The sequence below is a fragment of the Micromonospora sp. NPDC047465 genome (genome assembly GCF_040643125.1).
Lineage (GTDB): Bacteria > Actinomycetota > Actinomycetes > Mycobacteriales > Micromonosporaceae > Micromonospora.
Window position 1 is genome coordinate 194,869 of the sequence record NZ_JBEYTP010000004.1, and the last position, 25,025, is coordinate 219,893.

The 25,025-nt window shown below is 73.2% G+C and carries 24 protein-coding genes and 1 pseudogene; 18 read left to right on the forward strand and 7 right to left on the reverse strand.

Going from position 1 to position 25,025, the window contains the following annotated elements:
• Nucleotides 1-34: 34 nt before the first annotated feature.
• Complete coding sequence (locus ABZ793_RS06560) at nt 35-283, reverse strand: DUF2530 domain-containing protein (protein WP_357452892.1); 249 nt, start codon at nt 281-283, stop codon at nt 35-37.
• A gap of 88 nt (nt 284-371) precedes the next feature.
• Between ABZ793_RS06560 and ABZ793_RS06565 the strand changes: the two genes are divergently transcribed.
• The 5 genes from ABZ793_RS06565 to thpR all read left to right on the forward strand — a co-directional run bounded on the left by ABZ793_RS06565 (nt 372) and on the right by thpR (nt 4,978).
• Nucleotides 372-1,850 (forward strand): NCS2 family permease, encoded by a 1,479-nt coding sequence (locus ABZ793_RS06565; RefSeq protein ID WP_357453184.1) that lies wholly within the window; start codon nt 372-374, stop codon nt 1,848-1,850.
• A 119-nt stretch (nt 1,851-1,969) separates the two neighbouring features.
• Nucleotides 1,970-2,419: a MarR family transcriptional regulator gene (locus ABZ793_RS06570; RefSeq protein WP_350701717.1), complete on the forward strand. Its 450-nt coding sequence runs from the start codon at nt 1,970-1,972 to the stop codon at nt 2,417-2,419.
• A 70-nt stretch (nt 2,420-2,489) separates the two neighbouring features.
• Nucleotides 2,490-3,773, forward strand: a complete 1,284-nt coding sequence (locus ABZ793_RS06575) for an MFS transporter (RefSeq protein WP_357452896.1) — start codon at nt 2,490-2,492, stop codon at nt 3,771-3,773.
• Between the two features lie 103 nt (nt 3,774-3,876).
• Nucleotides 3,877-4,386: a hypothetical protein gene (locus ABZ793_RS06580; RefSeq protein WP_350701714.1), complete on the forward strand. Its 510-nt coding sequence runs from the start codon at nt 3,877-3,879 to the stop codon at nt 4,384-4,386.
• Between the two features lie 13 nt (nt 4,387-4,399).
• The gene (gene thpR / locus ABZ793_RS06585; RefSeq protein ID WP_357452900.1) at nt 4,400-4,978 is read left to right on the forward strand and encodes an RNA 2',3'-cyclic phosphodiesterase; all 579 of its coding nucleotides are present in this window, start codon (nt 4,400-4,402) and stop codon (nt 4,976-4,978) included.
• A gap of 102 nt (nt 4,979-5,080) precedes the next feature.
• Here the strand turns inward: thpR and ABZ793_RS06590 are convergent, their stop codons facing one another.
• The 4 genes from ABZ793_RS06590 to ABZ793_RS06605 form a co-directional block, all read right to left on the reverse strand.
• Nucleotides 5,081-6,067 (reverse strand): aldo/keto reductase, encoded by a 987-nt coding sequence (locus tag ABZ793_RS06590; protein ID WP_357452903.1) that lies wholly within the window; start codon nt 6,065-6,067, stop codon nt 5,081-5,083.
• 74 nt (nt 6,068-6,141) lie between these two features.
• Complete coding sequence (gene sepH / locus ABZ793_RS06595) at nt 6,142-7,221, reverse strand: septation protein SepH (protein WP_357452906.1); 1,080 nt, start codon at nt 7,219-7,221, stop codon at nt 6,142-6,144.
• 187 nt (nt 7,222-7,408) lie between these two features.
• Nucleotides 7,409-8,536 carry a phosphoserine transaminase gene (serC, locus tag ABZ793_RS06600; protein ID WP_350685275.1) on the reverse strand — a complete coding sequence of 376 codons (1,128 nt, stop codon included), beginning with the start codon at nt 8,534-8,536 and terminating at the stop codon, nt 7,409-7,411.
• Between the two features lie 292 nt (nt 8,537-8,828).
• Nucleotides 8,829-9,935, reverse strand: a complete 1,107-nt coding sequence (locus ABZ793_RS06605) for a citrate synthase 2 (protein ID WP_350685273.1) — start codon at nt 9,933-9,935, stop codon at nt 8,829-8,831.
• 281 nt (nt 9,936-10,216) lie between these two features.
• On the opposite strand from ABZ793_RS06605, the gene pdxH reads away from it, so the two are divergent.
• From pdxH to ABZ793_RS06640, 7 genes are all read left to right on the forward strand, one after another.
• Nucleotides 10,217-10,846: a pyridoxamine 5'-phosphate oxidase gene (gene pdxH / locus ABZ793_RS06610; protein WP_357453187.1), complete on the forward strand. Its 630-nt coding sequence runs from the start codon at nt 10,217-10,219 to the stop codon at nt 10,844-10,846.
• Nucleotides 10,843-12,138 (forward strand): MFS transporter, encoded by a 1,296-nt coding sequence (locus ABZ793_RS06615; RefSeq protein WP_357452910.1) that lies wholly within the window; start codon nt 10,843-10,845, stop codon nt 12,136-12,138. The genes pdxH and ABZ793_RS06615 overlap by 4 nt, the downstream gene beginning before the upstream one ends.
• Before the next feature lie 53 nt (nt 12,139-12,191).
• The gene (locus ABZ793_RS06620; RefSeq protein WP_357452913.1) at nt 12,192-13,121 is read left to right on the forward strand and encodes an aldose 1-epimerase family protein; all 930 of its coding nucleotides are present in this window, start codon (nt 12,192-12,194) and stop codon (nt 13,119-13,121) included.
• A gap of 12 nt (nt 13,122-13,133) precedes the next feature.
• Nucleotides 13,134-13,736, forward strand: coding sequence for a nitroreductase family protein (locus ABZ793_RS06625; protein ID WP_357452916.1), 603 nt, complete (start codon nt 13,134-13,136; stop codon nt 13,734-13,736).
• A 187-nt stretch (nt 13,737-13,923) separates the two neighbouring features.
• A complete protein-coding gene (locus ABZ793_RS06630) occupies nt 13,924-14,229 on the forward strand; it encodes a type II toxin-antitoxin system VapB family antitoxin (RefSeq protein WP_007454850.1) in 306 nt (101 codons plus the stop codon).
• 98 nt (nt 14,230-14,327) lie between these two features.
• Nucleotides 14,328-15,488, forward strand: coding sequence for an acyl-CoA dehydrogenase family protein (locus ABZ793_RS06635; protein ID WP_357452919.1), 1,161 nt, complete (start codon nt 14,328-14,330; stop codon nt 15,486-15,488).
• 143 nt (nt 15,489-15,631) lie between these two features.
• Entirely contained in the window at nt 15,632-16,396 is a 765-nt protein-coding gene (locus tag ABZ793_RS06640; RefSeq protein ID WP_350701696.1) for a DUF4230 domain-containing protein, read from the forward strand.
• On the opposite strand, the pseudogene ABZ793_RS06645 reads toward ABZ793_RS06640, so the two are convergent.
• Nucleotides 16,381-17,005, reverse strand: a pseudogene (locus tag ABZ793_RS06645) (XRE family transcriptional regulator). The gene ABZ793_RS06640 and the pseudogene ABZ793_RS06645 sit on opposite strands and share 16 nt — an antisense overlap.
• A gap of 91 nt (nt 17,006-17,096) precedes the next feature.
• On the opposite strand from ABZ793_RS06645, the gene ABZ793_RS06650 reads away from it, so the two are divergent.
• Together ABZ793_RS06650 and ABZ793_RS06655 are read left to right on the forward strand one after the other, a co-directional pair.
• Entirely contained in the window at nt 17,097-18,068 is a 972-nt protein-coding gene (locus tag ABZ793_RS06650; protein WP_357452922.1) for an NAD(P)/FAD-dependent oxidoreductase, read from the forward strand.
• Nucleotides 18,069-18,244: 176 nt separating this feature from the next.
• Nucleotides 18,245-19,474, forward strand: coding sequence for a Cmx/CmrA family chloramphenicol efflux MFS transporter (locus tag ABZ793_RS06655; RefSeq protein WP_357452925.1), 1,230 nt, complete (start codon nt 18,245-18,247; stop codon nt 19,472-19,474).
• Here ABZ793_RS06655 and ABZ793_RS06660 read toward each other — a convergent pair.
• Nucleotides 19,426-19,620 (reverse strand): PspC domain-containing protein, encoded by a 195-nt coding sequence (locus ABZ793_RS06660; protein WP_357452928.1) that lies wholly within the window; start codon nt 19,618-19,620, stop codon nt 19,426-19,428. The genes ABZ793_RS06655 and ABZ793_RS06660 overlap by 49 nt on opposite strands.
• Nucleotides 19,621-19,999: 379 nt before the next feature.
• Here ABZ793_RS06660 and ABZ793_RS06665 point away from each other — a divergent pair, with 379 nt between their 5' ends.
• The 4 genes from ABZ793_RS06665 to ABZ793_RS06680 are packed head-to-tail and all read left to right on the forward strand — an operon-like array spanning nt 20,000 to nt 25,015.
• Nucleotides 20,000-21,370 (forward strand): L-serine ammonia-lyase, encoded by a 1,371-nt coding sequence (locus tag ABZ793_RS06665; protein ID WP_357452931.1) that lies wholly within the window; start codon nt 20,000-20,002, stop codon nt 21,368-21,370.
• A 59-nt stretch (nt 21,371-21,429) separates the two neighbouring features.
• Nucleotides 21,430-22,257, forward strand: coding sequence for an ABC transporter permease (locus tag ABZ793_RS06670; RefSeq protein WP_357452934.1), 828 nt, complete (start codon nt 21,430-21,432; stop codon nt 22,255-22,257).
• A gap of 2 nt (nt 22,258-22,259) precedes the next feature.
• Nucleotides 22,260-23,006, forward strand: a complete 747-nt coding sequence (locus ABZ793_RS06675) for an ABC transporter ATP-binding protein (RefSeq protein ID WP_357452937.1) — start codon at nt 22,260-22,262, stop codon at nt 23,004-23,006.
• An 11-nt stretch (nt 23,007-23,017) separates the two neighbouring features.
• A complete protein-coding gene (locus tag ABZ793_RS06680) occupies nt 23,018-25,015 on the forward strand; it encodes a DUF5941 domain-containing protein (protein ID WP_357453190.1) in 1,998 nt (665 codons plus the stop codon).
• Nucleotides 25,016-25,025: the final 10 nt, after the last annotated feature.

Here is a 25,025-nt window from a genome sequence, read left to right on the forward strand (position 1 = left end):
ACCGGCCGCGCCGGCGGATCGGCGTCGGCGCAGGTCAGCGGCCGGCGCGGCGGCGGCGTCGGTTGGCGTCGTGCCGCATCATCACGGCGAGACCGGGAAAACCCCACAGGAAACCGGCCAGGCAGATCCACAACCAGTCCTGGTGACCGTGCGCGGTCAGCCAGCCGCGGAAGAAGACGAGCAACACCAACCCGGCGAGCGCCCAGGCCGCCATCCCGGCGAGGGCGAACGGCACCATCGGCGGGTCGAGCGGCTCGGGGCGCGGCGGCTGCTCCTTCGACACGCGGCAAGCGTACGCGATCAACTTTCGCTGCTGGCCCGTGATCTGCGACGATGCGGCGCGACAACGGAAGATCACCTGCGAGGACCTGATGGCAGTAGCCCCACCCGACAACGGCACACCACCCGATCCGGCTCGCCCGCGTAACGGTTTCGACCGGTTCTTCGAGATCTCCGCCCGTGGCTCGACGATGAGCCGCGAGGTGCGCGGTGGCCTGGCGACCTTCTTCACGATGGCGTACATCGTGGTGCTCAACCCGCTCATCATCGGTGGTGCCGTCGACGGCGACGGCCAGAAGCTCCCCATCCCCGCCCTCGCTGCGGCGACCGCCCTGGTCGCCGGCCTGATGACGATCCTGATGGGCGTCGTCGGCCGGTTCCCGATCGCGCTCGCCGCCGGCCTCGGCGTCAACGCGCTGGTCGCGTACGAGATCGCCCCGGAGATGACCTGGGCGGACGCGATGGGCCTCGTGGTGATCGAGGGTGTGATCATCGCGGTGCTGGTGCTGACCGGCCTGCGCACGGCGGTGTTCCGCTCGGTGCCGACGCAGATGAAGACGGCGATCGGCGTCGGCATCGGCCTCTTCCTGACCATCATCGGGCTGGTCGACGCCGGCTTCGTCCGCCGCGTCCCGGACTCGGCGAACACCACCGTCCCCGTCGGCCTGGGCTTCGACGGCACCCTCGGCAGCTGGCCGATGCTGGTCTTCGTGGTGGGCCTGCTGTTGACCGTGGTGCTGCTGGTGCGCCGGGTCAAGGGCGCGATCCTGATCGGCATCCTCGGCTCCACCGTGCTGGCGGTCGTCGTCGAGGCGGTGGCGAACATCGGGCCGTCCTTCGTCGACGGCAAGCCGAACCCGAAGGGCTGGGCGCTGAACGTCCCCGAGCTGCCGAAGACCTGGCTGGACGTGCCGGACCTGTCGCTGCTCGGCAACTTCAACGTGTTCGACTCGTGGAGCCGGGCCGGCTGGCTCGTCGTCCTCATGTTCGTGTTCACCCTGCTGATCACGGACTTCTTCGACACCATGGGCACGATGGTCGCGGTCGGGCAGGAGGGGAGCATGCTCGACGAGCGGGGCACCCCGCCGCGGGCCAAGGAGATCCTGCTGGTCGACTCGATCGCGGCGGCGGCCGGCGGTGTGGCGAGCACGTCGAGCAACACGTCGTACATCGAGAGCGCCGCCGGTGTGGCGGAGGGCGCCCGCACCGGCGTGGCCAACCTGGTCACCGGCGCCCTGTTCCTGCTGGCGATGTTCCTGGCGCCGCTGGTCGTGGTGGTGCCGTTCGAGGCGGCCTCCACCGCGCTGGTGGTGGTCGGCTTCCTGATGATGACCGCGGTGCGGACGATCGACTGGTCCGACTACGAGATCGCCATCCCGGCGTTCCTCACGATCGTCCTGATGCCCTTCACGTACTCGATCTCCAACGGCATCGGCGCCGGCCTGATCACGTACGTGGTGGTGAAGCTCGCCAAGGGCAAGGCCCGGGAGATCCACCCCCTGCTGTACGGGGTGGCCGCCCTCTTCGTGCTGTACTTCCTGCGCGGGCCGATCGAGTCCCTGGTGCTCTGACCACCCTCCGCTCCGGGCCGGTGACCGAATCGGGTAGCCGGCCCGGAGCAGGGCAGACTTCTCGTGACCGTGGTCATATCGCAGCTCATTAGCCAGGCTCATTAGTTAAGCTAACTATCGTGACGGAGCGGACGGTGACGGCGAAACGCGTGCCACCGGCGCAGCTCGCACCACAGCTGCGTGATGCGATCACCCGACTCAACCGACGGGTCCGCCAGGCCCGGCCGGTCGGCGACCTCACGGTCACCCAGCTCTCCGCGCTCACCAGCCTCCAGCTGGCGGGCGCGCTGACGCCCCGGGAACTGGCCGACGTCGAACGGGTGCAGCCGCCGACGATGACCAAGATCGTCGCGAAGTTGGAGGAGCGCGGCCTCGTGCAGCGCACCCCCCACCCGACCGACGGCCGGCAGGTCATCCTCGCGGCGACAGAGGGGGGACGGGCGGTGCTCGACCAGTTCGAGCGCGTCCGCGACGAGTGGCTGGCCCACCGGCTGGCCGAGCTGACCGAAGCAGAACGGGACACCCTGCGGCAAGCCGCCGAGATCCTTCAGCAGCTCGCCCGCGCCTGACCCGCGCGCCTCGCACCACCGCGCCGTCCGCCGTCGATGACGCGTACGACCGCGAGGAGGCGCACAAAGAGTGCAGGCGAAGCTGAGCACGATGTTCCAGTCCCTACAGGTCCGCAACTACCGGCTCTTCGCATCCGGGCAACTGATCAAGCTGATCGGTGTCTGGATGATGTTCATCGCCCAGGACTGGCTGGTCCTCGAGCTCTCCGACAACTCCGCCACCGCGCTCGGCGTGGTCACCGCCCTCCAGTTCGCTCCCGTCCTGCTGCTCACCCTGCTCTCCGGGCGGCTCGCCGACCGCTACGACAAGCGGATGCTGCTCTTCGTCGCCAACGCGTTCTGGACCGTGCTGGCGCTCGCGATGAGCCTGCTGGTGATCACCGGCCTCGTGCAGCTCTGGCACGTCTTCGCGTTCGCGGCCCTGCTCGGCGTCGCCAACGCCGTGGAGACCCCCGTCCGGCAGGCGTTCGTCTCGGAGCTGGTCGGCACGTCGCTGCTGCCGAACGCGCTCTCGCTGAACGCGGCCGTGTTCAACTCCGCCCGGATCGTCGGGCCCGCCGTCGCCGGCCTGGCCATCGCCGCGTTCGACGTGGGGCCGGTCTTCCTGTTCACCGCGCTCAGCTCGATCGCCCCGCTGGTCAACGTCGTCCGGATGCGCCCGGCCGAGCTGCACCGGGAGGCGCTGCCGCCGCGCGACGAGCGGGCCTCGGCCAAGGTCGTCGACGGCCTGCGCTACGTCTGGCGCCGCCCCGACCTGCTGCTGCCGATGGCGGTGATGTCGGTGATCGGCATGTCGCTGTTCAACTTCCAGCTCACCCTGGCCGCGCTCGCCAAGACCGTGTTCCAGACCGGGGCGGCCTCGTTCGGGCTGTTCAGCACCGCGCTGGCGGTCGGCGCGCTGGTCGGGGCGCTGGCCGGCACCGGGCGGCGCAGCCGCCCGTCGGTCTGGGTGGTGCTCGGCGCCGCGGTCGGCTGCGCCAGCTTCGGCACCCTGGTCGGGCTCGCCTCGGCGTACTGGATGGTGGTGGCGCTCCTGCTGCCCACCGGATTCTTCATGGTGTTCTTCGCCCAGGCCGCCAACCAGCGGGTCCAGCTCGGCACGGACGCCGCCTTCCGGGGCCGGGTGATGGCCCTGTGGGTGCTGGTGTTCCTCGGCACCAACCCGGTCGGCGCGCCGCTGATCGGCTGGGTGGCGGAGACCTACGGCGCGGGCGCCAGCATCTGGATCGGCGGGCTCGTCTCGCTGGCCACCGCCCTGATCGCGCTCACCTGGCAGCTCCGCCGCGCCGGCGCCCGGCTGCGCTTCCGCATCCTGCCTATGCCGCGCTTCTACGTCACCTCCACCGACTGCTGACCGCCCTCGCCGCCCGGGGTGGGACGATCCGTCCCATCCTGCGGATGGCGTGGATGCGGCCAATCCGGTGGCGGCCCGGGGGGATCGGGCTTAGCGTCGATGCGTGGAGGTCGGACGCGGGGTGCTGCTGGTCCTGGCCTTCGTGGGCGTGGCCAGCCTGCCGGCGGTGATCGCCGCGGTCTTCTGCGCCGACGAGATCATCGATCGGGTCGCCTGTGGGTGGGCCGAGTGGCGTGAGCGCCGGCGGGAGCGGCGCACCATCGCCCGGCTGGACCGGGCCGTCGAGGCCGACGCGCTGACCCGCGACATCGACCTCACCGACTTCGACCGGCCCGACCGGCGCCCGCTGGAGCAACTCGCCGCCGACCTGCGGCGCCTGCGCGGCCAGGGCGCCAGCACCGACGGCCGGCAGCCGGTCTGGCACGGCACGGTGCTCCGGGCGTACGACGACCGGCTCCGGCTGGCCTGCCGGGCGCTCGGCATCACCGAGCACCTGACCGAGCTGGAGGGCGTCGACCTGGAGCTGGAGCGGGTCCGGGTGGAGGGCCTCCTGCACGCCGCCGGGCTGACCCTGCCCGCCGCCCGGGCCGGTCACCGGCAGCGCCACCACTGAGCGGCGGGCCGGCGTGAGGCTCTTCGTCGCGGTCTACCCGCCGCCGGAGGCGATCGCGCACCTCGGCGCGCAGGTCGCCCGGTTGCGGGTCGGCGCGGCGGCCGCCTCCGGGATCAACGTCCGGCTCGCCGACCCGGCCACCGCCCACGTCACCCTCGCCTTCCTCGGCGACGTCGAGGCGGACCGGCTGGTCGAGGTGGAGAGCGCGCTGGGGCTGGCCGCCGAGTGGTCCCGGGAGGGCCGTTCCGCCGCGCCCCGGCTCCGGATCGCCGGCGGCGGGCGCTTCGGGCGGGGCCGGTTCACGGTGCTCTGGGTCGACCTGCGGGGCGAGGTGGAGCAGCTCCAGATACTGGCCCGGCTGATCCGCTCCCGGCTGCGGCACGCCCGCCTGCCACACGACGAGAAGCCGTTCCGCGCGCACCTGACGGTCGCCCGACCCGGTGACCGGGTGCCCGACGTCGACGTGGCGGCGGACCTGGCGACCCTGGACGGCTACGAGGGCCCGGCGTGGCCGGCCGCCGAGATGGTGCTGATGCGCAGCCACCCCGGCCCCCGCCCCACCTACGACCGCCTGGCCGCCTGGCCCATCTGACCGCCCGGCCGCGCCGGCCCGGGGGAGGTCGCCGCGGGCCCCGGCGGCGGCGTCCACCCGTGGAGCCGGCGGTCGCCCGCCGCCGGCTCCAATGGCGCGTGGCTACCAGGCCCAGGCCTCCGGGCCGGGGCCGCCGTTGCCGACGGGCGGGAAGAGCTGGTCGAGCCGGGCGAGGGCGTCCTCGTCGAGACTGACGGTCAGGGCGCCCAGGGAGCGGTCGAGCTGGTCGGCGGTGCGCGGCCCGATGATCGGGGCGGTCACCCCCGGCCGGGACAGCAGCCAGCCGAGCGCCACGTCCGCCGGGTCGTGCCCCAGCTCGCCGCAGAGCTTCTCGTACGCCTCGATGGTCGGCCGGTGCGCGGCCAGCGCGTCGGCCGAGCGGCCGCTGGCGCCGCGCGCGGCCCCGCCCTCGGCCATCTTCCGCAGCACCCCGGCGAGCAGCCCGCCGTGCAGCGGCGACCACGGGATGATGCCGAGCCCGTGGTGCTGCGCGGCGGGCACCACCTCGAGTTCGACGTGCCGGGTGAGCAGGTTGTAGATGCACTGCTCCGAGACGAGGCCGAGGAAGTGGCGCTTCGCCGCCGCCTCCTGCGCCACGGAGATGTGCCACCCGGCGAAGTTGGACGACCCGACGTAGAGCACCTTGCCCTGGGCGACCAGGGTCTCCATGGCCTGCCAGATCTCCTCCCACGGCGTGGCCCGGGAGACGTGGTGCATCTGGTAGAGGTCGATGGTGTCGGTCTGCAACCGGCGCAGCGAGTCCTCGCAGGCCCGGACGATGTGCCGGGCGGACAGGCCCTGCTCGTTGGGCCACTCGCCCATCTTGCCGTAGACTTTCGTGGCCAGGACGACCTTGTCCCGCCGGCCGCCGCCCTGGGCGAACCAGCGGCCGATGATCTGTTCGGTGATCCCCTCGCCGGTCTGCCAGCCGTAGACGTTGGCGGTGTCGAAGAAGTTGATGCCGTGTTCGAGGGCCCGGTCCATGATCGCGAAGCTGTCCGGCTCGGTCGTCTGCGGCCCGAAGTTCATCGTGCCGAGGCAGAGGCGGCTGACCGAGAGGCCGGTGCGGCCCAGGTTCGTGTACTCCATACGGTCACCCTGCCACGGCGGCACTTCGAGTGCCTCGCGTCGACTCCGGCGAACGCTCCGCCGGAGTCGACGCGTCAGGAGGACTCGCGGGCCGCCGGCCCGCTGCCGAAGAGGACGTCGTCCCAGCTCGGCAGGCGCTTGCGGGGCTTGCCCCCGGCCTCGGCCGAATCGGCGGCCGAGGCAGCCGGCGCGCCCGTGCGGCGAGGCCGGAGCACCGCCAGGGACGGCACGGCCGGCACCTCCTTGGGCGCGTCCGAGTCGTCGTCGAACGCGGAACCCTGCCCGCCGCCGAGCAGCGCCGCCGCGCCGCCGCTGACCGGCCGCTGCCGGGGCGCGTCCTGCCCCGCCAGGGCGGCCGGGGAGCGCGGGTCGAGCCCGCGGCCCGAGGTCGAGCCGAGCGGACGGTCGAGGGAGGCGAGCAGGGCGTCCCGCCCGGCCCGGATCGGGTCGCGGCCCGGCCGGCTGTGCTCGGCCGGCGCAGGCAGGCCGTGCCCGCCCCGGCTCGGCTCGCCGCGCGACGGGCCGGGCAGCGCGTGACCGCCCCGCTCCGGCGCCGGCTCCTGACCGAGGATCGGGGTGGGCCGCTCGGCGCAGAGGTATTGCGCCATGTCGTCGTGCGGGGTGACCGCCTGCCGGGTCTTGTCGAGATCCCAGACCGCCTGCGCGGTCGCCTTGCCCGACGGCCAGGTCGCGACGATCCGCCAGGTGCCGTCGTCGCGGCGCCACGCGTCCCAGGAGATCTTCTCGGTGTCGATCCCGTGCTGGGCCAGCCGGCCGTTGACGACCTCGGCGAGCGGGGTCGGCTTCTCCGCGCCCTTGAGCCGGGTGCGCCGGGCGTGCTGGGCGAGCATGGCCCGCTCCTGGAGCACCGGGCCGGCGTAGCGCAGCACCCGGTCGACCGGCACGCCGGCGATCCGGGCGACGTCCTCGGCGGACTCGCCGGAGCGGATCCGGGCCTGGATGTCGCGTGGGGACAGTGAGGGCACCGGGTCGGCGGCGGTCGGGGCCACCGTGAGCGGCGGGGCGCCGGGCTCGGCGTGCAGCGCGCCGGCGATGCGCTCGTCGATGGGCAGGGCGAGCAGTCGCCCGACCTCGTCGGCGAGCACCAGGGCCTGGCCGTCCTCGGAGAGGGCGACGAAGCGTACTGGGCGCATAGCGTTGCCTCCGTCCCGCTTCGCTGGCCGTCACGCCACGAGCCGGCCACCCGGGCGTCTCGCACCACCGTACGCGCATCTTCCCCGAGGTGGGGGATGCGACACCCGCATGTCGCGACTGAGCTGCGGCGATGATCACGTTCGGTGGCCGCCGTACGGGCCGGCGGCCACCGAACGTGACGGCGACCTAGAGTCGCTCGACCACGTAGTCGATGGACGCGGTCAGCGCCTCGACGTCGGCCGGCTCGACGGCCGGGAAGAGCGCGACCCGCAGCTGGTTGCGGCCCAGCTTCCGGTAGGGCTCGGTGTCCACGATGCCGTTGGCGCGCAGCGCCTTGGCGATCGCGGTGGCGTCGACCCCGTCGGCGAAGTCGATGGTGGCGACCACGTTGGACCGCAGCGCCGGGTCGGCGACGAACGGCGTCGCCACCTCGGAGCGCTCCGCCCAGCCGTAGACGATCGCGGCGCTCTCGGCCGTGCGCTTGGCCGCCCAGGCCAGCCCGCCCTGCGCGTTCATCCAGTCGGTCTGCTCGGCGGCCAGGAAGATGGTGGCCAGGGCCGGGGTGTTGTAGGTCTGCTCCAGCCGCGAGTTGTCGATCGCGGTGACCAGGTCGAGGAAGGCCGGGATGTAGCGGCCCGACGCCTTGATCTCGCCGGCCCGCTCCAAGGCGGCCGGGGACATCAGGGCCAGCCAGAGGCCCCCGTCGGAGCCGAAGCACTTCTGCGGGGCGAAGTAGTAGACGTCGGTCTCGCCGACGTTGACGTCGAGCCCGCCGGCGCCGGAGGTGGCGTCGACCAGCAGCAGCGATCCCGGGTCGGCGCCGGCCACCCGGCTGATCGGCACCGCGACGCCGGTCGACGTCTCGTTGTGCGGGGTGGCGTAGACGTCGACCCCCGCCTCGGCCACCAGGCTCGGGGCGGTGCCGGCCTCCGACTTGCGGATGGTGGGCTCGCCGAGGAAGGGGGCGTCCTTGACGGACTTGGCGAACTTCGCGCCGAACTCGCCGAAGCTGGCGAACTGCGCCCGGTCCCGGACCAGGCCGAACGTCGCGACCTCCCAGAACGCGGTGGTGCCGCCGTTGCCGAGCACCACCTCGTAGCCCTCGGGCAGGGAGAAGAACTCGGCGATGCCACGGCGTAGCCGGGCGACCTGGTCGCGGACCGTCTTCTGCCGGTGGGAGGTGCCCAGGTAGCTGGTCGCCACGTCGGCGAGGGCGGAGACCGCCGCCGGACGGACCTTGGACGGCCCGCAGCCGAACCTTCCGTCGGCGGGCTTGAGGTCGTCGGGAATCCGGATGGTCGGTGCGTCAGCCACGGTTGTCGAGATCCTTCCGCATGTGCGATGGCGGGCCCGGTCTGCAGGTGGGCGCGGATCGACGGCGGACGCGCGCGGGCGCGCGGGGCGGCCGGGATCCGGGCCCGGTCCGGCGACACTGCCGGCCTTCATCCTCCCATCCGGGCCGGCCGATCCGGCCGCTGGTCCCACACCCGGGCGTGAGTCATCCGCCACAAATGCGACCTCAGCCGTGGCCTGCCGACCATGAGCCAGAACGGGGCATGCGCGAGGGGCCCCGTCCGCGCGGACGGGGCCCCTCGGAGGTACGCGGTCAGACGCCGTGCGGGATGGCGTCCCAGCCCTCGACGTCGCTGGGCTTGCGGCTGCCCGGGCCGACGTAGCGGGCCGACGGGCGGACCAGCCGCTGGAGCTTCTTCTGCTCCAGGATGTGCGCGCTCCAGCCGCCCATCCGGGCGCAGGTGAACATCGAGGTGAACATGTGCGCCGGCACCTCGGCGAAGTCGAGCACCACGGCCGACCAGAACTCGACGTTGGTGGCGAGCACCCGGTCCGGGCGACGGGCCTGCAGCTCGGCCAGCGCGGCCTTCTCCAGCGCCTCGGCGATCTCGAAGCGCGGCGCGCCCAGCTCCTTGGCGGTGCGGCGGAGCACCCGGGCACGCGGGTCCTCGGCCCGGTAGACCCGGTGGCCGAAGCCCATCAGCCGCTCGCCCCGGTCGAGGACGCCCTTCACGTAGCCCTCGGCGTCGCCGCTGCGCTCGACCGCCTCCAGCATGCTGAGCACGCGGGAGGGGGCGCCCCCGTGCAGCGGGCCGGAGAGGGCGCCGATGCCGGAGGAGATGCAGGCCGCGGCGTCGGCGCCGGTGGAGGCGACGATCCGGGCGGTGAAGGTGGAGGCGTTCAGGCCGTGCTCGGCGGCCGAGATGAAGTAGGCGTCGACGGCCTTGACGTGCCGCGGGTCCGGCTCGCCGCGCCAGCGCTTCATGAACCGCTCGACGATGGTGGACGCCTTGTCGATCTCCTTCTGCGGCACCGCCGGCAGGCCGAGGCCGCGGGCGGACTGGGCGACGAAGGACAGCGCGGTGACCGACACCCGGGCGAGGTCCTCGCGGGCCTGCTCGTCGGAGATGTCGAGGAGCTGGTCGAGGCCCCAGTAGGGGGCGAGCATCGCGACCGCGGACTGCACGTCCACCCGGATGTCGCCGGAGTGCACCGGCACCGGGAACGGCTCCGCCGGCGGCAGGCCCGGGCCGAACCGCCCGTCGACCAGCAGCGCCCACACGTTGCCGAAGGAGACCTGGCCGATCAGATCCTCGATGTCGACCCCGCGATAGCGCAGCGCGCCGCCTTCGCGGTCGGGTTCGGCGATCTCGGTCTCGAAGGCTACGACGCCCTCCAGCCCGGGTTTGAAATCGGCCATGTCATCTCTCCTGGGTCTGCTCGGTGCGCCCGGCCAGCCCTCACCGGCCAGCCGGCCGAGTGCCCCAGGCGACCCTCATCAGGGATGTGTTCGTGACATCTTGCCTGCTGGGTACCGGATCCGCGACCCGCTGCGACTGTGCTGCACGCGACATCCCCCGCCCGGGACGGCCCGGACGCGTCGGCGACACTGGGCGGTGCGGCCTGGCCTGCTCGGAGGGCGTGGGCCGGGTCGACGGGGAGGGAGAGAAAGTGACGGGCGACACAGTGCCCCCGGCCGCGATGCGTAACGAGTACGCCGCGGACCTGGGCCTTTCCGAGGCGGACCTGGCCGCCGACTGGCACACCCAGTTCGACCGCTGGTTCGCCGACGCGGTCGCCGCCGGGCTGCCCGAACCGAACGCGATGGTGGTCGGCACCGCCGACGCCGCCGGCCGGCCGAGCGCGCGGACGGTGCTGCTCAAGGGGTACGACCCGGAGGGCTTCGTCTTCTTCACGAACTACGGCTCCCGCAAGGGTGCCGAGGCGGCCGCCAACCCGTACGCGAGTCTGGTGTTCCCGTGGTTCCCGATGCAGCGGCAGGTGGTGGTCGCCGGCCGGGTGGAGCGGGTCGACCGGGCGGAGACCGAGGCGTACTTCGCCAGCCGGCCGCGCGGCTCCCAGCTCGGCGCCTGGGCCAGCACGCAGTCCCGGGTGGTCCCCGACCGGGCGGCGCTGGACGCGGCGTACCGGGCGGCGGCGGAGCGGTTCGCCGAGGTCGAGCCGATCCCGGCGCCGCCGCACTGGGGCGGGCTGCGGGTGCGGCCGGAGTCCGTGGAGTTCTGGCAGGGCCGGGCCAGCCGGCTGCACGACCGGCTGCGGTTCCGGCGTGCCGGGGCCGGGGAGTGGATCGTCGAGCGGCTGGGTCCGTGACCCAGCTCAGGGAACCCCGGCCGCGCGGGCTGCGCCGGTTCGCGATCGACCTGCGCCCGCTGGCCGTGCCGGCGTACCGGCGGATGTGGCTGGGCAACGGCATCGCGATGTTCGGCATGCAGTTCACCGCCGTGGCCGTGCCGGTGGAGATGTACGCGCTGACCGAGGACTCGCTCTGGGTCGGGCTGATCGGCATCGCGGCGTTCGTACCGCTGCTGGTCTTCGGGCTCTGGGGCGGCGCGGTGGCCGACGCACGCGACCGGCGCAGGGTGCTGCTGGCCACCTCGGCGGTGCTGTGGGCGTCGACGCTCGGCCTGCTGGCGCAGGCGCTGCTCGGGGTCGGCAGCCCGCTGCTGCTGCTGGTGCTGGTGGCGGTGCAGTCGATCGCCTTCGCGATCAGCTCGCCCACCCGCAACGCGATCCTGCCCCGGCTGGTGCCGCTGGACCTGGTGCCGGCGGCGAGCACGCTGAACTTCACCACCTACACCGCGGCGGCGGTCTTCGGGCCGCTGGCCGCGGGCCTGATCTTCGCCCGCTGGGCCACCGGGGTCGGCCTGCCGATCGCGTACGCGCTCGATGCCGTGCTGTTCACCGTCGCCGTCTGGGCCACCTTCCGGCTGCCGGCGATGCCGCCGGAGCCGGACCCGGACGGGGGCGACACCCCCCGGCGGGCCGGGCTGGCCAGCATCGTCGACGGGCTGCGCTACCTGTCCACCACGCCGGTGCTGCTGCTCTCCTTCGCCATCGACCTGATCGCGATGGTGCTGGCCATGCCCCGCGCGCTCTTCCCCGAGATCGCCGAGGAGCGGTTCGGCGGCGGGGCGGCCGTCGGCTGGCTCTACAGCGCGATCGCGCTCGGCGCGATGCTCGGCGGGCTCAGCTCCGGCTGGATCGGCCGGCTGCGCCGGCAGGGCCTGGCGCTGGTGGCGGCCGTGGTCGCCTGGGGCCTCGCCGTGGCGGCGGCCGGGCTCGCCGGCCAGCTCTGGCTGATGGTGCTGCTGCTCGCGGTGGCCGGGGCGGCCGACCTGGTCAGCGCGGTGCTGCGGCAGTCGATGCTGCTGGTCTACGCGCCGGACCGGATGCGCGGCCGGCTCATGGGCGTCAACACGGTGGTCATCGCGGGCGGTCCGCGCCTCGGTGACCTGCGGGCCGGGGCGGTCGCGGCCGGGTTCGGCGGCGGGGTCGCCTGGGTCAGCGGCGGGCTGATCTCGGCGGCGCTGGCGGTGCTGCTCGCGGTGGCGTTCCCGGCGTTGCTGCGCTACCGGGCGGCGTCCGGTGCCGGGCGGGGCTGACCGGCCGGGTCGGGGCGAGCGACCGCACGGCGCGAACCGCTAGGGTCGCCGGCATGGACATCCCCGACCAGCGGTCGCCTTCGGGCGCGCAGTGGGCCATTTCCGGCGCCGGTCACGAGGCCGTCATCGTGGAGGTGGGCGGCGGGGTGCGGACATACCGGCACGACGGGGTCGACCACCTCGACGGGTACGACGCCGACGAGATGTGCCCCGGCTGCGCCGGGCAGGTGCTGGCCCCGTGGCCGAACCGGATCCGCGACGGCCGCTACACCTTCGGCGACCGGTTGTTGCAGCTCACGCTCAGCGAGCCGGACCGGGGTGTGGCCATCCACGGGCTGGTCAGTTGGGTGCCGTGGCGGCTGCTGGACCGGTCGCCCGACGCGGTGACCGTCGGCTACGACCTGCCGCCGCAGCCCGGCTATCCGTGGCCCCTGCGGCTGCGCACCCGGTGGAGCGTCGGCCCGGACGGGCTGCGCGCCGAGCACGAGGCGACCAACCTCGGTGCCGAGCCGGCGCCGTTCGGCTTCGCCGTGCACCCGTACCTGCGCGTGCCCGGGGTGGCGGTGGACGACCTGTCGATGCGGCTGCCGGCCCGGAGGCGGTTGCAGGTGGACTCCCGGCTGCTGCCGATCGGTGCCAGCGAGGTCGCCGGCACCGAGTACGACTGGACCAGCCCCCGACGGATCGGCCGCGCCCGGCTGGACCTCACCTTCGGCGACGTGATCCGCGACGACGACGGCGGCTCGACGGTCACCCTGTCCGCCCCGGACGGCTCGGCGGGCGTACGGATCTGGGCCGACCGGGAGTTCGGCTGGTGGCAGGTGTTCACCGGCGACGCGCTTCCCGGGCAGCGGTGCCGCCGTTCCGTCGCGGTGGAGCCGATGACCTGCCCGCCGGACGCGTTCCGCTCCGGCCGGGACGTGATCACCCTGAAGCCGGGCGCGACGTGGCGGGGTGTCTGGGGCGTACGGCCCGGGGTCTGAGCGGGGGAACGCATGGAGTTCAGCGAGGTGGTCCGGCGGCGCCGGATGGTCCGCAACTACGACCCGGACCGTCCCGTGCCGCCCGACGTGGTGGAGCGGCTGCTCGACCACGCGGTCCACGCGCCGTCGGCCGGCTTCGCCCAGGGGTGGGGGTTCCTGGTGCTGGAGGAGCCGGCGGACCGGGACCGGTTCTGGGCGGCGGCCACCCCCGGCGGGGGCGGCCGGGAGCGCTGGCTGGCCGGCATGCGCCGGGCCCCGCTGATCGTCGTGCCGCACGCGAACCGCTCGGCCTACCTGGAGCGGTACGCGGAGCCGGACAAGGGCTGGGCGGACCGCTCGGCGGAGCGCTGGCCGGTGCCCTACTGGTACGTCGACACCGGCTTCGCCGCCCTGCTGATGCTGCTGACCGCCGTGGACGAGGGGCTGGGGGCGTGCTTCTTCGGCATCCCGCCGCAGCGCCTCGACGCCTACCGCGAGGCGTTCGGCGTGCCGGACGAGTACGAGCCGATCGGGGCGGTGACCGTGGGTTACCGGGCGCCGGACCACAGGTCACCGTCGCTGCGCCGGGGGCGGCGTCCGGTGGACGAGGTGATCCGGCGCGGGCGGTGGAGCTGACCGGCTCCGGGCGTTTCGCCCGGTTGAGAACCGGACGGTGGGTAGTGAAACTGACATCAGGGAGCAGAACGCGGGGTGCCGCAGCCCGCTACGCTGGCACGGTCATCGGCACCGCGGGTCGCGGTGCCACGCCGCGACCCGGCCCCGCGTGGGTCGGCCGGGCCTAGGGGGAGGGGAGCGTGCCGTCGTGATCTTCAGAGCGGTCCGGGACGGGCGTCCCTACCCGGAGCACAACCTGACGCTCAAGCAGTGGGCGGAGATCCCGCCGCGGCCCCTGCGCCTGGACCAGTTGATCACCACCAAGCGCGAGCTGGCGCTGGACAAGCTCCTCGCCGAGGACTCGACCTTCTACGGCGACCTCTTCCCCCACGTGGTGCAGTGGAACGGCGGGCTCTACCTGGAGGACGGGCTGCACCGCGCGCTGCGGGCGGCGCTCCAGCAGCGCAACCAGATCCACGCCCGGGTGCTCGTCCTCTCCGAGCCGATCGAGTGACGAGGGCTCGCGTCGCCGCGCCGCGTCCGACGGCCACCCCTCGCGACGCCCGCGCCTCGTCCGTCGCCCGCGCCTGAGGCTTCGTTAAGGTGGCTGCCATGAGCCGTACCGACCTGCTCGACCTGGACTCCTCGCTCACGGAGGAGGAGCGGCAGATCCGCGCCGTCGTGCGCCAACTCGTCGACGACCGGGTCCGCCCGCACGTCGCCGGCTGGTACGAGGAGGGCCAGGTGCCCGCCCGGGAGTTGGCCGTCGAGTTCGGCAAGCTCGGCCTGCTCGGCATGCACCTGACGGGCTACGGCTGCGCCGGCGCGTCTGCCGTCGCGTACGGGCTGGCCTGCCTGGAGCTGGAGGCCGGTGACTCCGGCGTCCGCTCCCTGGTCTCGGTGCAGGGCTCGCTGGCCATGTACGCCATCTGGCGCTACGGCAGCGAGGAGCAGAAGCAGCGCTGGCTGCCGTCGATGGCGACCGGCGAGGCGATCGGCTGCTTCGGCCTGACCGAGCCCGACCACGGCTCCGACCCGGCGTCGATGACCACCCGGGCCCGCCGCGACGGCGACGACTGGGTGCTGACCGGCGCCAAGATGTGGATCACCAACGCGCCGATCGCCGACGTCGCGGTGATCTGGGCGCGCACCGACGACGGCGTGCGCGGCTTCGCCGTACCGATGGACACGCCCGGGGTGACGGCGCGGGAGATCCGGCACAAGATGTCGCTGCGCGCCTCCGTCACCGGGGAGGTCGTGCTCGACGACGTGCGGCTGCCGGCGGACGCCCGACTGCCCGAGGCGGTCGGGCTCAAGGCGCCGCTGAGCTGCCTGACCGAGGCCCGGCACGGCATCGTCTGGGGCGCCCTCGGCGCGGCCCGCGACTGCCTGGAGACCGCCCTGGAGTACGCCACCACGCGCACCCAGTTCGGTCGGCCGCTGGCCGGCTTCCAGCTCACCCAGGCCAAGCTCGCCGACATGGCCGTCGAGCTGAACAAGGGCGCGCTGCTGGCGCTGCACCTGGGGCGGCTCGCCGACGCCGGGCGGCTGCGTCCCGAGCAGGTGAGCGTGGGCAAGCTCAACAACGTCCGGGAGGCGCTGGCCATCGCCCGGCAGTGCCGCACCATCCTCGGCGCGAACGGCGTCTCGGGGGAGTACCCGGTCATGCGGCACGCCAACAACCTGGAGAGCGTGCTCACCTACGAGGGCACGTCGGAGATCCACCAACTGGTCATCGGGCAGCGGCTGACCGGGCTGTCGGCCTTCGCCTGACCTGCGGTTTCCGCCCGTCCGACCGGTGTCCACGCCGGCTCCCGCGAGGCGCCGGCAGCCGGTCGCGCCGCTCGGCGAGCGCCTGTCGTACCGGGGCCTTACCGTCATGACAGACGACGTGTCTGACGAGGACGGTGAGGGCCATGGCCCGCGACGGTGACATCAACGAGCCCACCAGGGAGTTCCCGGGCTACCCGACCGGCGAGGAGCTCAAGGCCCGGACGGACGTCGCACCCGAGCCCGCGCCGGGCGCGCCGACGCCGGCCGGCGGGCCGGCCCGCGGCCTGCTCTGGGTGCTCGGCGCGGCGGCCCTGGCGGTGGTGGTGCTGCTCGGCGTGCAGGCCACGGGCATCCTGCCGGACTTCCGCAACCCGTTCGCCAAGGAGCAGACCGACCGCAGTCAGCCGCCGCTGCTCAAGTCGATCCAGGATCTCAGCCGCTACGTCGCCGCCGAGGGCAACTTCCAGGTGGTCGTGGACCTCCAGAACGACCGGCGCAACGTGCCCGACTGGCTGCTCAACCAGCGCACCCTCTTCGTGGGGGCGGGCAGCGTCGAGGCGTACGTGGACTTCGCCAAGATCTCCGAGGGCGCGGTGGTCGAGTCGGCCGACGGCAAGTCGGTGGAGATCAGGCTGCCGGCGCCGCAGCTCGGCAAGACCAACCTCGACCTGGAGAAGAGCTACGTCTTCGCCGAGGAGCGCGGGCTGCTCAACCGGATCGGCGAGCTGGTGGACGGCGATCCCAACCGCCAGCAGCAGGTCTACCAGCTCGCCGAGGAGCGGATCACCACCGCCGCCCGGGACAGCGGCCTCACCCAGCGGGCCGAGGAGAACACCCGCAAGATGCTGGAGGGTCTGCTCCGCTCCCTCGGCTACGAGAAGGTGACGGTCACCTACACGGCCCCGTGACCGTCAGGGGAGTCTTCCCCGTCGGAGTTGCGGGAGCGGGGCCTGGCGCGTACGTGCATGCGTTCCCCCTGTCGGCCGAACAGGTTGAGGACCTCCACCGGTGATTCGCCCGTGCTGCCGAACCAGTGCGGCAGGCGGGTGTCGAATTCGGCCGCCTCACCCGGCTCCATGACCAGGTCGTGGTTGGCGACGACGAGCCGCAGGCGCCCGGACAGGACGTACAGCCACTCGTAGCCGTCGTGCGTGCACAGCTCGGGCCGGTTCTGCTCGGCCGGAATGACCGACTTCCAGGCTTGCAGGGGCCCCGGCTGGGTGGTCAGGGGGACCACCGTGCGGCCGTTGCGGACGCGGGGCGTGTGACGGATCCGCGGATCGCCGACCTCCGGCGCCCCGACCAACTCGTGGTGGCACCTGATGGGCCTGCGAGATGGGCAGTAGCAGCTCCAGGCTCGGGCGGCGCTGGCCCGACTCCAGCCGCGACAGGGTGCTCTTGGAGATGCCGGTGGCCTCGGCCAGCGCGGACAGGGTCACGTTGCGGTGGGTGCGGATGCGTTTGAGGCGAGAGCCGACCTGGGCCAGCGCCGCGGCGATCGGGGAGTCCTTGTCCATGCCCCATTCCACCTCGCGCGTTCCAGAAATGGCAACAGAAGTTGTCAGTTCAGGGCCGGGGTGCGCACCATCGAGCCCGGAGGTGATCATCATGATCAAGGTAAGGAACGAGCAGTTCGACGAGCAGCGTGCCGCCGCCGACGGGGTCTACGACGTGGTGGTTGTCGGCGGCGCGGCGGCCGGCCTGAACGCGGCCCTGCTTCTCGGGCGCGCCCGCCGCGAGGTCGCCGTGATCGACGCCGGTGAGCCGCGGAATGCCCCCGCCTCGCACATGCACGGCTTCCTGTCCCGCGACGGCCTGCCCCCCGCGGCCCTGCTGGAACTCGGCCGCGCCGAGATCGCCCGGTACGGCGTCCGGCTCATCGAGGGGCGGGTGGATCAGATCGACCACGGCTACTACGTCCGCATGGTGGGCGGGCCGGTGCTCAAAGCCCGCCGCGTCCTGGTCGCAACGGGGCTGCGGGACGAGCTGCCCGACATTCCGGGCCTGCGCGAGCGGTGGGGCAAGGACCTGCTGCACTGCCCGTACTGCCACGCCTACGAAGTGCGCGACCGGCCCCTCGCCGTCCTTGGCACCCACCCGGGGGCAGTGCACCAGGCCCTGCTGGTGCGGCAGTGGAGCGACGATGTCGTCTTCTTCCCGCACACGCTGGACGTGACGCCTCAGGACCGGGAACGGCTGGAGGCGCGCGGCCTGCGCACGGTCGAGGGCGAGATCAAGCAGCTCGTCGTCGACGGGGACCGGCTGCACGGCATAGAAACCACCGACGGCCTCGTCGTCCCGCGCGCCGCCGCCTTCGTCGTTCCCCGCATGGTCCCACGCGACGAGCTACTGACCCAGTTGGGCTGCGCCATGGACGACAACGGCCGGGTCGCCACCGACCGTACCGGCCGTACCAGCGTCCCCGGCGTCTGGGCCGCCGGCAACGTCATCGACCCGCGCGCGCAGGTCATCGTCGCCGCGGGCATGGGTTCGACCGCGGCGTTCGCCATCAACACGGACCTGCTGGACGAGGACGTCGACCGCGCCGTCGAACAGCGTGTCATGACCGCCAGCCGGTAGCCCACCGCCCGCGCCGCCGCGCGCCCGACCTGACCCTTCCACGCGGACAAGGGGATCCCACACATGCCCACACCTGCCACGGGCCCCATGAACACCGACCAGACGTTCGCCGAGCGCCTCCGCCGCGCCGGACAGCCCGGCGAGTTCACCACCGTTGCGGGACGGCGGTGATGACGGTGAGCGTCGAAACCGCACGACAGGTGCCCGTCTCTCGCGGGAGGCTGCCGCTCGGCGTCTACCTGCTCGCGATCAGCATGTTCGCGATGGGCAGCGCCGAGTTCCTGCTTGCCGGCGTCCTGCCGGCGATCGCGGACGACCTTTCGATCACGTTGTCCTCGGCCGGTGCATTGATCTCGGCGTTCGCCATCGGTGTCGTCATCGGCGGCCCGCCCTTGGCGATCATTACCCTTCGCTGGCCGCGACGGGCCACGCTGGTGACCACCCAGGCCCTCTTCGCCGCCTCCGTCGCGGTCGGCCTTCTCACCCAGAGTTACACCGTCCTGCTGGCCACCCGCTTCATCTGCGGCCTCGCCTACGCGGGGTTCTGGGCCGTCGCAGCGGTCACCGCGATCAGCCTCGTCACGCCCGACCGCACCGCACGCGCCTCCGGAGTGGTCGTCAGCGGGCTCAGCCTCGCGATGGTCGCCGGCGGCCCGGCCGGGGCCATGCTGAGCTACTTCACGGGATGGCGGGGCGGATTCTGGGGCGTGGCCGCCCTCACCGTGGCCGGGGCGATCCTGACTCTCCTCGCGCTGCCCGCGACGAGCGCGAACGTGAAGCCCAGTGTGCGGCGGGAGCTTCGCACCATGCGGCAACCACAGCTGTGGGTCGTCTACGCCGCCACCGTCCTGAGCACCGCCGCCTACATGATCTCGTTCAACTACCTCGCGGCGTTCCTGACCGACATCACCGGCGTCCCGCGGGTCTGGATTCCCGCGATCCTCACGTTGTTCGGCGCCGGCGCCTTCGTCGGTCTGTCCATCGGCGGCAGGATCGCCGACCGGAGGCCGTCACATACGCTCCTGATCGGGGCGATCGGAATTCTGACCAGTTCCGTCCTGCTCGCGGGCCTCGCCCAGCACGCGCTGGCCGTCGTCCCCCTCGTCCTGCTTCTCGGGGTCGCTGGATTCGTGCTCAACCCTGCCATCTACGGCCGCGTGTTCACGATCGCGTCGCAGGCGCCAACCCTCGCCGGGGCCACCACCGTGTCCGCGTTCCAACTCGGCATCAGCCTCGTCCCCGTACTCGCCGGAGCCGCATTCCACGCCGGGGCAGGCATCACCTCCGTCACCTGGATCGGCGCCGCCCTGGCAGCCGCCACGGTGCCGGCCATCCTCCTCGACCGGGCAATCTCACGTCACCGGTTGCGGTCCTCGTTCGGCATCAGGACCCAGAGCACCAGGTAGAAGATCACCTGGGTGCCGGGCAGCAGCAGCGACAGCAGGAACAGCAGCCGGACGAACCCCGCCGACCTGCCGAAACGTTGGGCCAGACCGGCGCAGACACCGGCGATCATGCGTTCCTGACGGGGGCGGACCAGTTTGCGACTCATCGTCGTACTCCCACTCTGCGGCGTTCGCCGCGTCTGCCCCAACGGTAGGAACGGGCGCCCACCACGCCCTCGGCCTCAGGGAGGATCGGCCGCCCGCGTCCCCGTAGGTGGTTACCCGGGAGCCGTCCGCGCGACGGGCGGACGGGCACCACGGGCACCCGTCCGGATCGACGACCCACGGGGGCCTCGCGGCGGTCCCCGCGCGGCGCCGGCTTTCCGGATGCCGACGATCGGGGCGACGCGCCGGGCAGCCGGTGAGCTGGGCGGGTAGGCTCGCCGGTCGGGCACCCGCACGTCCGGGTGCCGACGGCCGCCCGGTCCCGGGCCGGCCACGACCGGGCCGGACCCCGCGAGGGGTACGACGGCGAGGAAGTGCAGCATGATCAGCGTTTTCGACCTCTTCAGCGTCGGCATCGGGCCGTCCAGCTCGCACACGGTGGGGCCGATGCGGGCCGCCCGCACGTTCGTCGCCGGGCTGAAGGCCGACGGGCTGCTGACCGGCACCGTCCGGGTGCAGGCGGAACTCTTCGGCTCGCTCGGCGCCACCGGTCACGGCCACGGCAGCGACCGCGCGGTGCTGCTCGGGCTGGCCGGCGAGGCGCCGGAGACGGTCGACACCGACACCGTCGACGCGCGGATCAGCCGGATCAGGGCGGAGCGCCGGCTGAGCCTGCTCGACGCGCACGAGATCGGCTTCGACCCCGACCGGGACCTGGTGCTGCACCGGCGCCGGTCGCTGCCGTACCACCCGAACGGGATGACCTTCGTCGCGTACGACGAGCGGGGCGCGGAGCTGCGCGTGCGGACGTACTACTCGGTCGGCGGCGGGTTCGTGGTCGACGAGGCGGCGGCCGGGGCGGACCGGATCAAGCCGGACGCGACGCGCGTGCGGCACCCGTTCCTCACCGGCGCGCAACTGCTCGACGTGACCGCGTCGACCGGGCTGTCGATCAGCGAGGTGATGCTCGCCAACGAGCTGTCCTGGCGAAGCGAGGGCGAGGTGCGCACCGGCCTGCTGGAGATCTGGCGGGTGATGCGGGAGTGCGTCGAGCGGGGCTGCTCGCGGGACGGGGTGCTGCCCGGCGGGCTGAAGGTCCGCCGCCGCGCCGCCGAGCTGCGCCGCAGCCTGGCGACGGAGTCCGACCCCACCGACCCGCTGCGGGCGATGGACTGGGTGACCCTCTTCGCCCTCGCCGTCAACGAGGAGAACGCGGCCGGCGGCCGGGTCGTCACCGCGCCGACCAACGGGGCGGCCGGGATCATCCCGGCGGTGCTGCACTACTACACCCGGTTCGTGCCGGGCGCCTCCGACGAGGGGGTGGTCCGGTTCCTGCTGGCGGCGGGCGCGATCGGCGTGCTGTTCAAGGAGAACGCGTCGATCTCCGGCGCGGAGGTGGGCTGCCAGGGCGAGGTGGGCTCGGCCTGCTCGATGGCCGCCGCCGGGCTGGCCGAGGCGCTCGGCGGCACCCCGGAGCAGGTGGAGAACGCCGCCGAGATCGGCATGGAGCACAACCTCGGGCTCACCTGCGACCCGGTCGGTGGCCTGGTGCAGATCCCCTGCATCGAGCGGAACGCGGTGGCTAGCATCAAGGCGATCACGGCCGCCCGGCTGGCGCTGCGCGGCGACGGGGTGCACCACGTATCGCTCGACAAGGTCATCAAGACCATGCGCGAGACCGGCGCGGACATGAAGGTGAAGTACAAGGAGACGGCGCGCGGCGGCCTGGCCGTCAACGTGATCGAGTGCTGAGGGGGCGTTCGTTCACTGACTGCTAACCTGTCGTCCGTCCGGTGAGGCGGGAGGCGGCGGTGACCTCTGGCGTCGCGGCGTTGTGGTCGCACCGCAACTCCCTGCGCATCCTCGTCCGGCGCGACCTGGCGGTGAAGTACCAGCAGTCCGTGCTCGGCTACCTCTGGTCGCTGATCGAGCCCCTGGGCATGGGGGCCATCTACTGGTTCGTCTTCGGCGTCCTCTACTCCCGGGACACCACCCGCCACCTCGGTGACGCGGCCGGCTCGTACCCATTGTTCCTGATCACCGGGATCTTCGCCTGGATGTGGACCAGCTCGGCGCTGAGCGAGGCGACCAACGCGCTGACCGGCCAGTCGCGGCTGATCACGACGATGAACGTGCCCCGGCAGGTCTTCCCGATCGGCCGGGTCGCCGGCCGCTTCGCCGAGTACGCCGCCGGCCTGCCGATCCTGGTCGCCGTCGCCGTCGGGTACGCCGCGTCCGGCGGGATCGACCTGGGCTGGTCGCTGCTCGCGCTGCCGCTGGCGGTGGCGGTGCAGGCCGTCCTGCTGGTCGGGCTGGCGCTGCTGCTCTCGGCGGTCAACGTGCTGATGCGCGACGTCGAGCGGTTCATGCGGCTGGTCATCCGGGTGCTCTTCTACGCGACGCCGATCATCTATCCGCTGAGCCTCGTGCGGGGCGCCGACCTGCCGGGCTGGCTGAAGGTCGCGTACGAGCTGAACCCGCTGGTCGGCATCTTCCAGCTGCACCACGCGGTCTGGTACCCGGACGAGTTCCCGGACGCCCGGCTGCTCGCCACCACCGTCGGCGTCAGCCTGCTGGTGCTGGCCGCCGGCTGGTGGTCGTTCCGCCGGCTCGAACCCGCCGTGCTCAAGGAACTGTGACGATGGCCGACCCGATCATCGAGGCGGAGGGGCTCGGCATCCGGTTCGTCCGCAACCGGCGGCGGCAGCTGCGGCTGCGCGAGCTGTTCATCCACCGGGGCACGCGCGGCGCGTCCGCCGGCCAGTTCTGGCCGCTGCGGGACGTGTCGTTCTCGGTGGCGGCCGGCGAGACCGTCGGAGTGATCGGCCGCAACGGCACCGGCAAGAGCACGCTGCTGCGGCTGATCGCCGGGGTGCTGATCCCCGACGAGGGGCGGATCCGGGTGCGGGGGGACGTGGCGCCGCTGCTGGAGCTCTCCGCCGGCTTCTCCAACGACCTGACCGGGCGGGAGAACCTCTACCTGGTCGGCGGCCTGCACGGGCTGTCGTCGGGCTATCTGCGGCGGCACTTCGACGACATCGTCTCGTTCGCCGGTGAGCAGGTGGAGCGGGCCATCGACACCTCGGTGCGGCACTACTCGTCCGGCATGAAGGTCCGGCTCGGCTTCGCGATCATCTCGCACCTGCCGCACCCGATCCTGCTCATGGACGAGGTGACCGCCGTCGGGGACGCGGAGTTCCGCAAGAAGTGTTATGCGACGATCGACCGTCTGCTCGGGGAGGGGCGCACTCTGGTGCTGGTGTCACACAACGAAAAGGACCTGACCCGGTTCTGCCGTCGGGGGCTCTACCTCGACGGGGGCCGGCTGAGCGTCGACGGCACGATCGCCGAGGCGCTCGACGCGTACCACACCGCGGTCCCGCGGTGACGCTCGCGATCGTGCTCGCCGCCGACGCCCCGGCCGCGAGCCTCCCCACCCGCGCGGGCGAACCCCTCGCCGACCGGCTCGCCGCCCAGCTCCGCGCCGCAGGGGCGGACGAGGTGCGCCGCGTCGCCGACCTGGACGAGCTGGCCGCCCTCGTGGACGCGGCCACCGGCCCGGTGCTGGTCACCGGCGCCGACCTGGTCGCGCACACCGCCGTCCTGCGGCACCTGGCGACCAGCCCGGTCGGGCCGACGGTGGCGCTGGTGCTCACCGACCCGCCCGGCGACGGGCGCACCGCCGTGCGCGAGGAGCGCGGCCAGGTCGTCGAGGCCGGGCCGCCGGAGACGCTGAACGGCGACGCCACCGGGATCTTCGGCGGCGCGCTGCGGGTCGGCGTCGCCGACCTGCCGTCGCTCGCCGCCGCCGCGCGCGCGGCCGCCGCCGGGGTGCTGCCCGCCGGCGCGCCGTCGGCCGCCGCGCCGCCGCCGGCCGGGCCCGCCGTGGACCGGCTCTTCGCCGGCCTCGCCGGGCTCGGCGCGCTGACCTTCGCCCATCGCGTACGCCTGCTCGTCGCGCACCGGGTGACCGACCCGACGGGGCTGGCCGCCGCGGAGGCGGCCGTGGCCGCCGTCGACGAGGACCGGGCGGAGCTGCGGCTCTCGGTGAAGGAGCGGGACGACTTCTTCACCACCTTCTTCGTCAGCACCTGGTCCCCGTACGTCACGAAGGCGTCCGCCCGGCTCGGGCTCGGCCCGACGGCCGTCACGATGATCTCGGTGGCCTTCGCGGTGGCCGCCGCCGTGCTGTTCGGCGTCGGCGGCCGGCCGGCGCTGGTCGCCGGGGCGGTGCTGCTCTACCTCGGCTTCGTGCTCGACTGCGTGGACGGCCAGCTCGCCCGCTACACGCGGCACTTCAGCGCCTGGGGCGGCTGGCTGGACACGATGGCCGACCGCGCGAAGGAGTACGTGGTCTACGCCGGCCTCGGCTACGGGGCCACCCAGGCCGGGTTCCGGTACGGCTGGGCGCTGGCGATCGCCGCGATGACGCTGCAGACCGTCCGGCACATGACGGACACGTGGTACGGCGTGCTGCACGACGAGGCGGCGCGCCGGCCGAAGGCCGTCGGCACCTCCGGCGGCGGCATCGGCGACAAGCTGAACGCCGCCTCGAACCGGGTGCAGGCCGACACGGGGTCGGTGTCGTACTGGCTCAAGCGGACGGTGGTCTTCCCGATCGGGGAGCGGTGGGCGCTGATCGCGCTGACCGTGGCGCTGTTCGGCCCGCTGGTCAGCCTCTACGCGGTGCTGGCGTGGGGGGTGCTGGCGTTCGCGTACACCGGGGCGCTGCGTACGCTGCGCGCGCGGTGGATGTGGGTGCCGGTGCTGGACACGGTCGACGCCACCCTGCACCGCGACGACGGCCCGCTGGCCCGCCGGCTGCCCGTGGTCCGCCCGATGGGCCCGCTGACGCTGGCGGTCGTCGCGGCGCTGGGGCCGGCGGCGCTGCTGGTGGCGGCCCTGCTCACCCGGGACGGCACCAAGGCGGCGGGCCTGGGCTGGGCGGTGCCGGTCGCGCTGCTGGTGCTCCTGGTCGGCGGCCTCGGGGCGGGCGCGGCGCACAACGGGCCGCTGGACTGGCTGGTGCCGGCCGCGCTGCGGGCGGGGGAGTACCTCTTCGCCATCGCGGTCGGGGTGGTCGGCGACGTGCCGCCGTGGCTGGTCTTCGGGTACGTCTTCGTGCTGACCCTGCACCACTACGACCTGACCGCCCGGCTGGAGAAGCGGCAGTCCGCGCCGCCGCTGCACGGTCTCACGCTCGGGTGGGAGGGGCGGTCCGTGCTGCTGGCCCTGGCGGCGATCGTCGGAATTGCGGGTATCGGGATGGCTACACTCGGTACGTACCTTCTCATGGTTTTCGTGGGGAGTGTCGTCCTCGCCTGGGTCGTCCTGCCCGCCCGCGCCGCGCGGGCGTCGGTGGGCCTGGCCGGTGCGGGAGGCCGCTCGCCGGGCTGACGGAGGGGCC

Excerpts from the sequence above, each read along its gene's own strand:
- ABZ793_RS06565 (WP_357453184.1), top strand. The coding sequence starts at position 372 with ATGGCAGTAGCCCCACCCGACAACGGCACACCACCCGATCCGGCTCGC.
- ABZ793_RS06590 (WP_357452903.1), bottom strand. The coding sequence starts at position 6,067 with ATGGAGTACACGAACCTGGGCCGCACCGGCCTCTCGGTCAGCCGCCTC.
- sepH (WP_357452906.1), bottom strand. The coding sequence starts at position 7,221 with ATGCGCCCAGTACGCTTCGTCGCCCTCTCCGAGGACGGCCAGGCCCTG.
- ABZ793_RS06605 (WP_350685273.1), bottom strand. The coding sequence starts at position 9,935 with ATGGCCGATTTCAAACCCGGGCTGGAGGGCGTCGTAGCCTTCGAGACC.
- pdxH (WP_357453187.1), top strand. The coding sequence starts at position 10,217 with ATGCGTAACGAGTACGCCGCGGACCTGGGCCTTTCCGAGGCGGACCTG.
- ABZ793_RS06620 (WP_357452913.1), top strand. The coding sequence starts at position 12,192 with ATGGACATCCCCGACCAGCGGTCGCCTTCGGGCGCGCAGTGGGCCATT.
- ABZ793_RS06625 (WP_357452916.1), top strand. The coding sequence starts at position 13,134 with ATGGAGTTCAGCGAGGTGGTCCGGCGGCGCCGGATGGTCCGCAACTAC.
- ABZ793_RS06635 (WP_357452919.1), top strand. The coding sequence starts at position 14,328 with ATGAGCCGTACCGACCTGCTCGACCTGGACTCCTCGCTCACGGAGGAG.
- ABZ793_RS06640 (WP_350701696.1), top strand. The coding sequence starts at position 15,632 with ATGGCCCGCGACGGTGACATCAACGAGCCCACCAGGGAGTTCCCGGGC.
- ABZ793_RS06650 (WP_357452922.1), top strand. The coding sequence starts at position 17,097 with ATGATCAAGGTAAGGAACGAGCAGTTCGACGAGCAGCGTGCCGCCGCC.
- ABZ793_RS06660 (WP_357452928.1), bottom strand. The coding sequence starts at position 19,620 with ATGAGTCGCAAACTGGTCCGCCCCCGTCAGGAACGCATGATCGCCGGT.
- ABZ793_RS06665 (WP_357452931.1), top strand. The coding sequence starts at position 20,000 with ATGATCAGCGTTTTCGACCTCTTCAGCGTCGGCATCGGGCCGTCCAGC.
- ABZ793_RS06675 (WP_357452937.1), top strand. The coding sequence starts at position 22,260 with ATGGCCGACCCGATCATCGAGGCGGAGGGGCTCGGCATCCGGTTCGTC.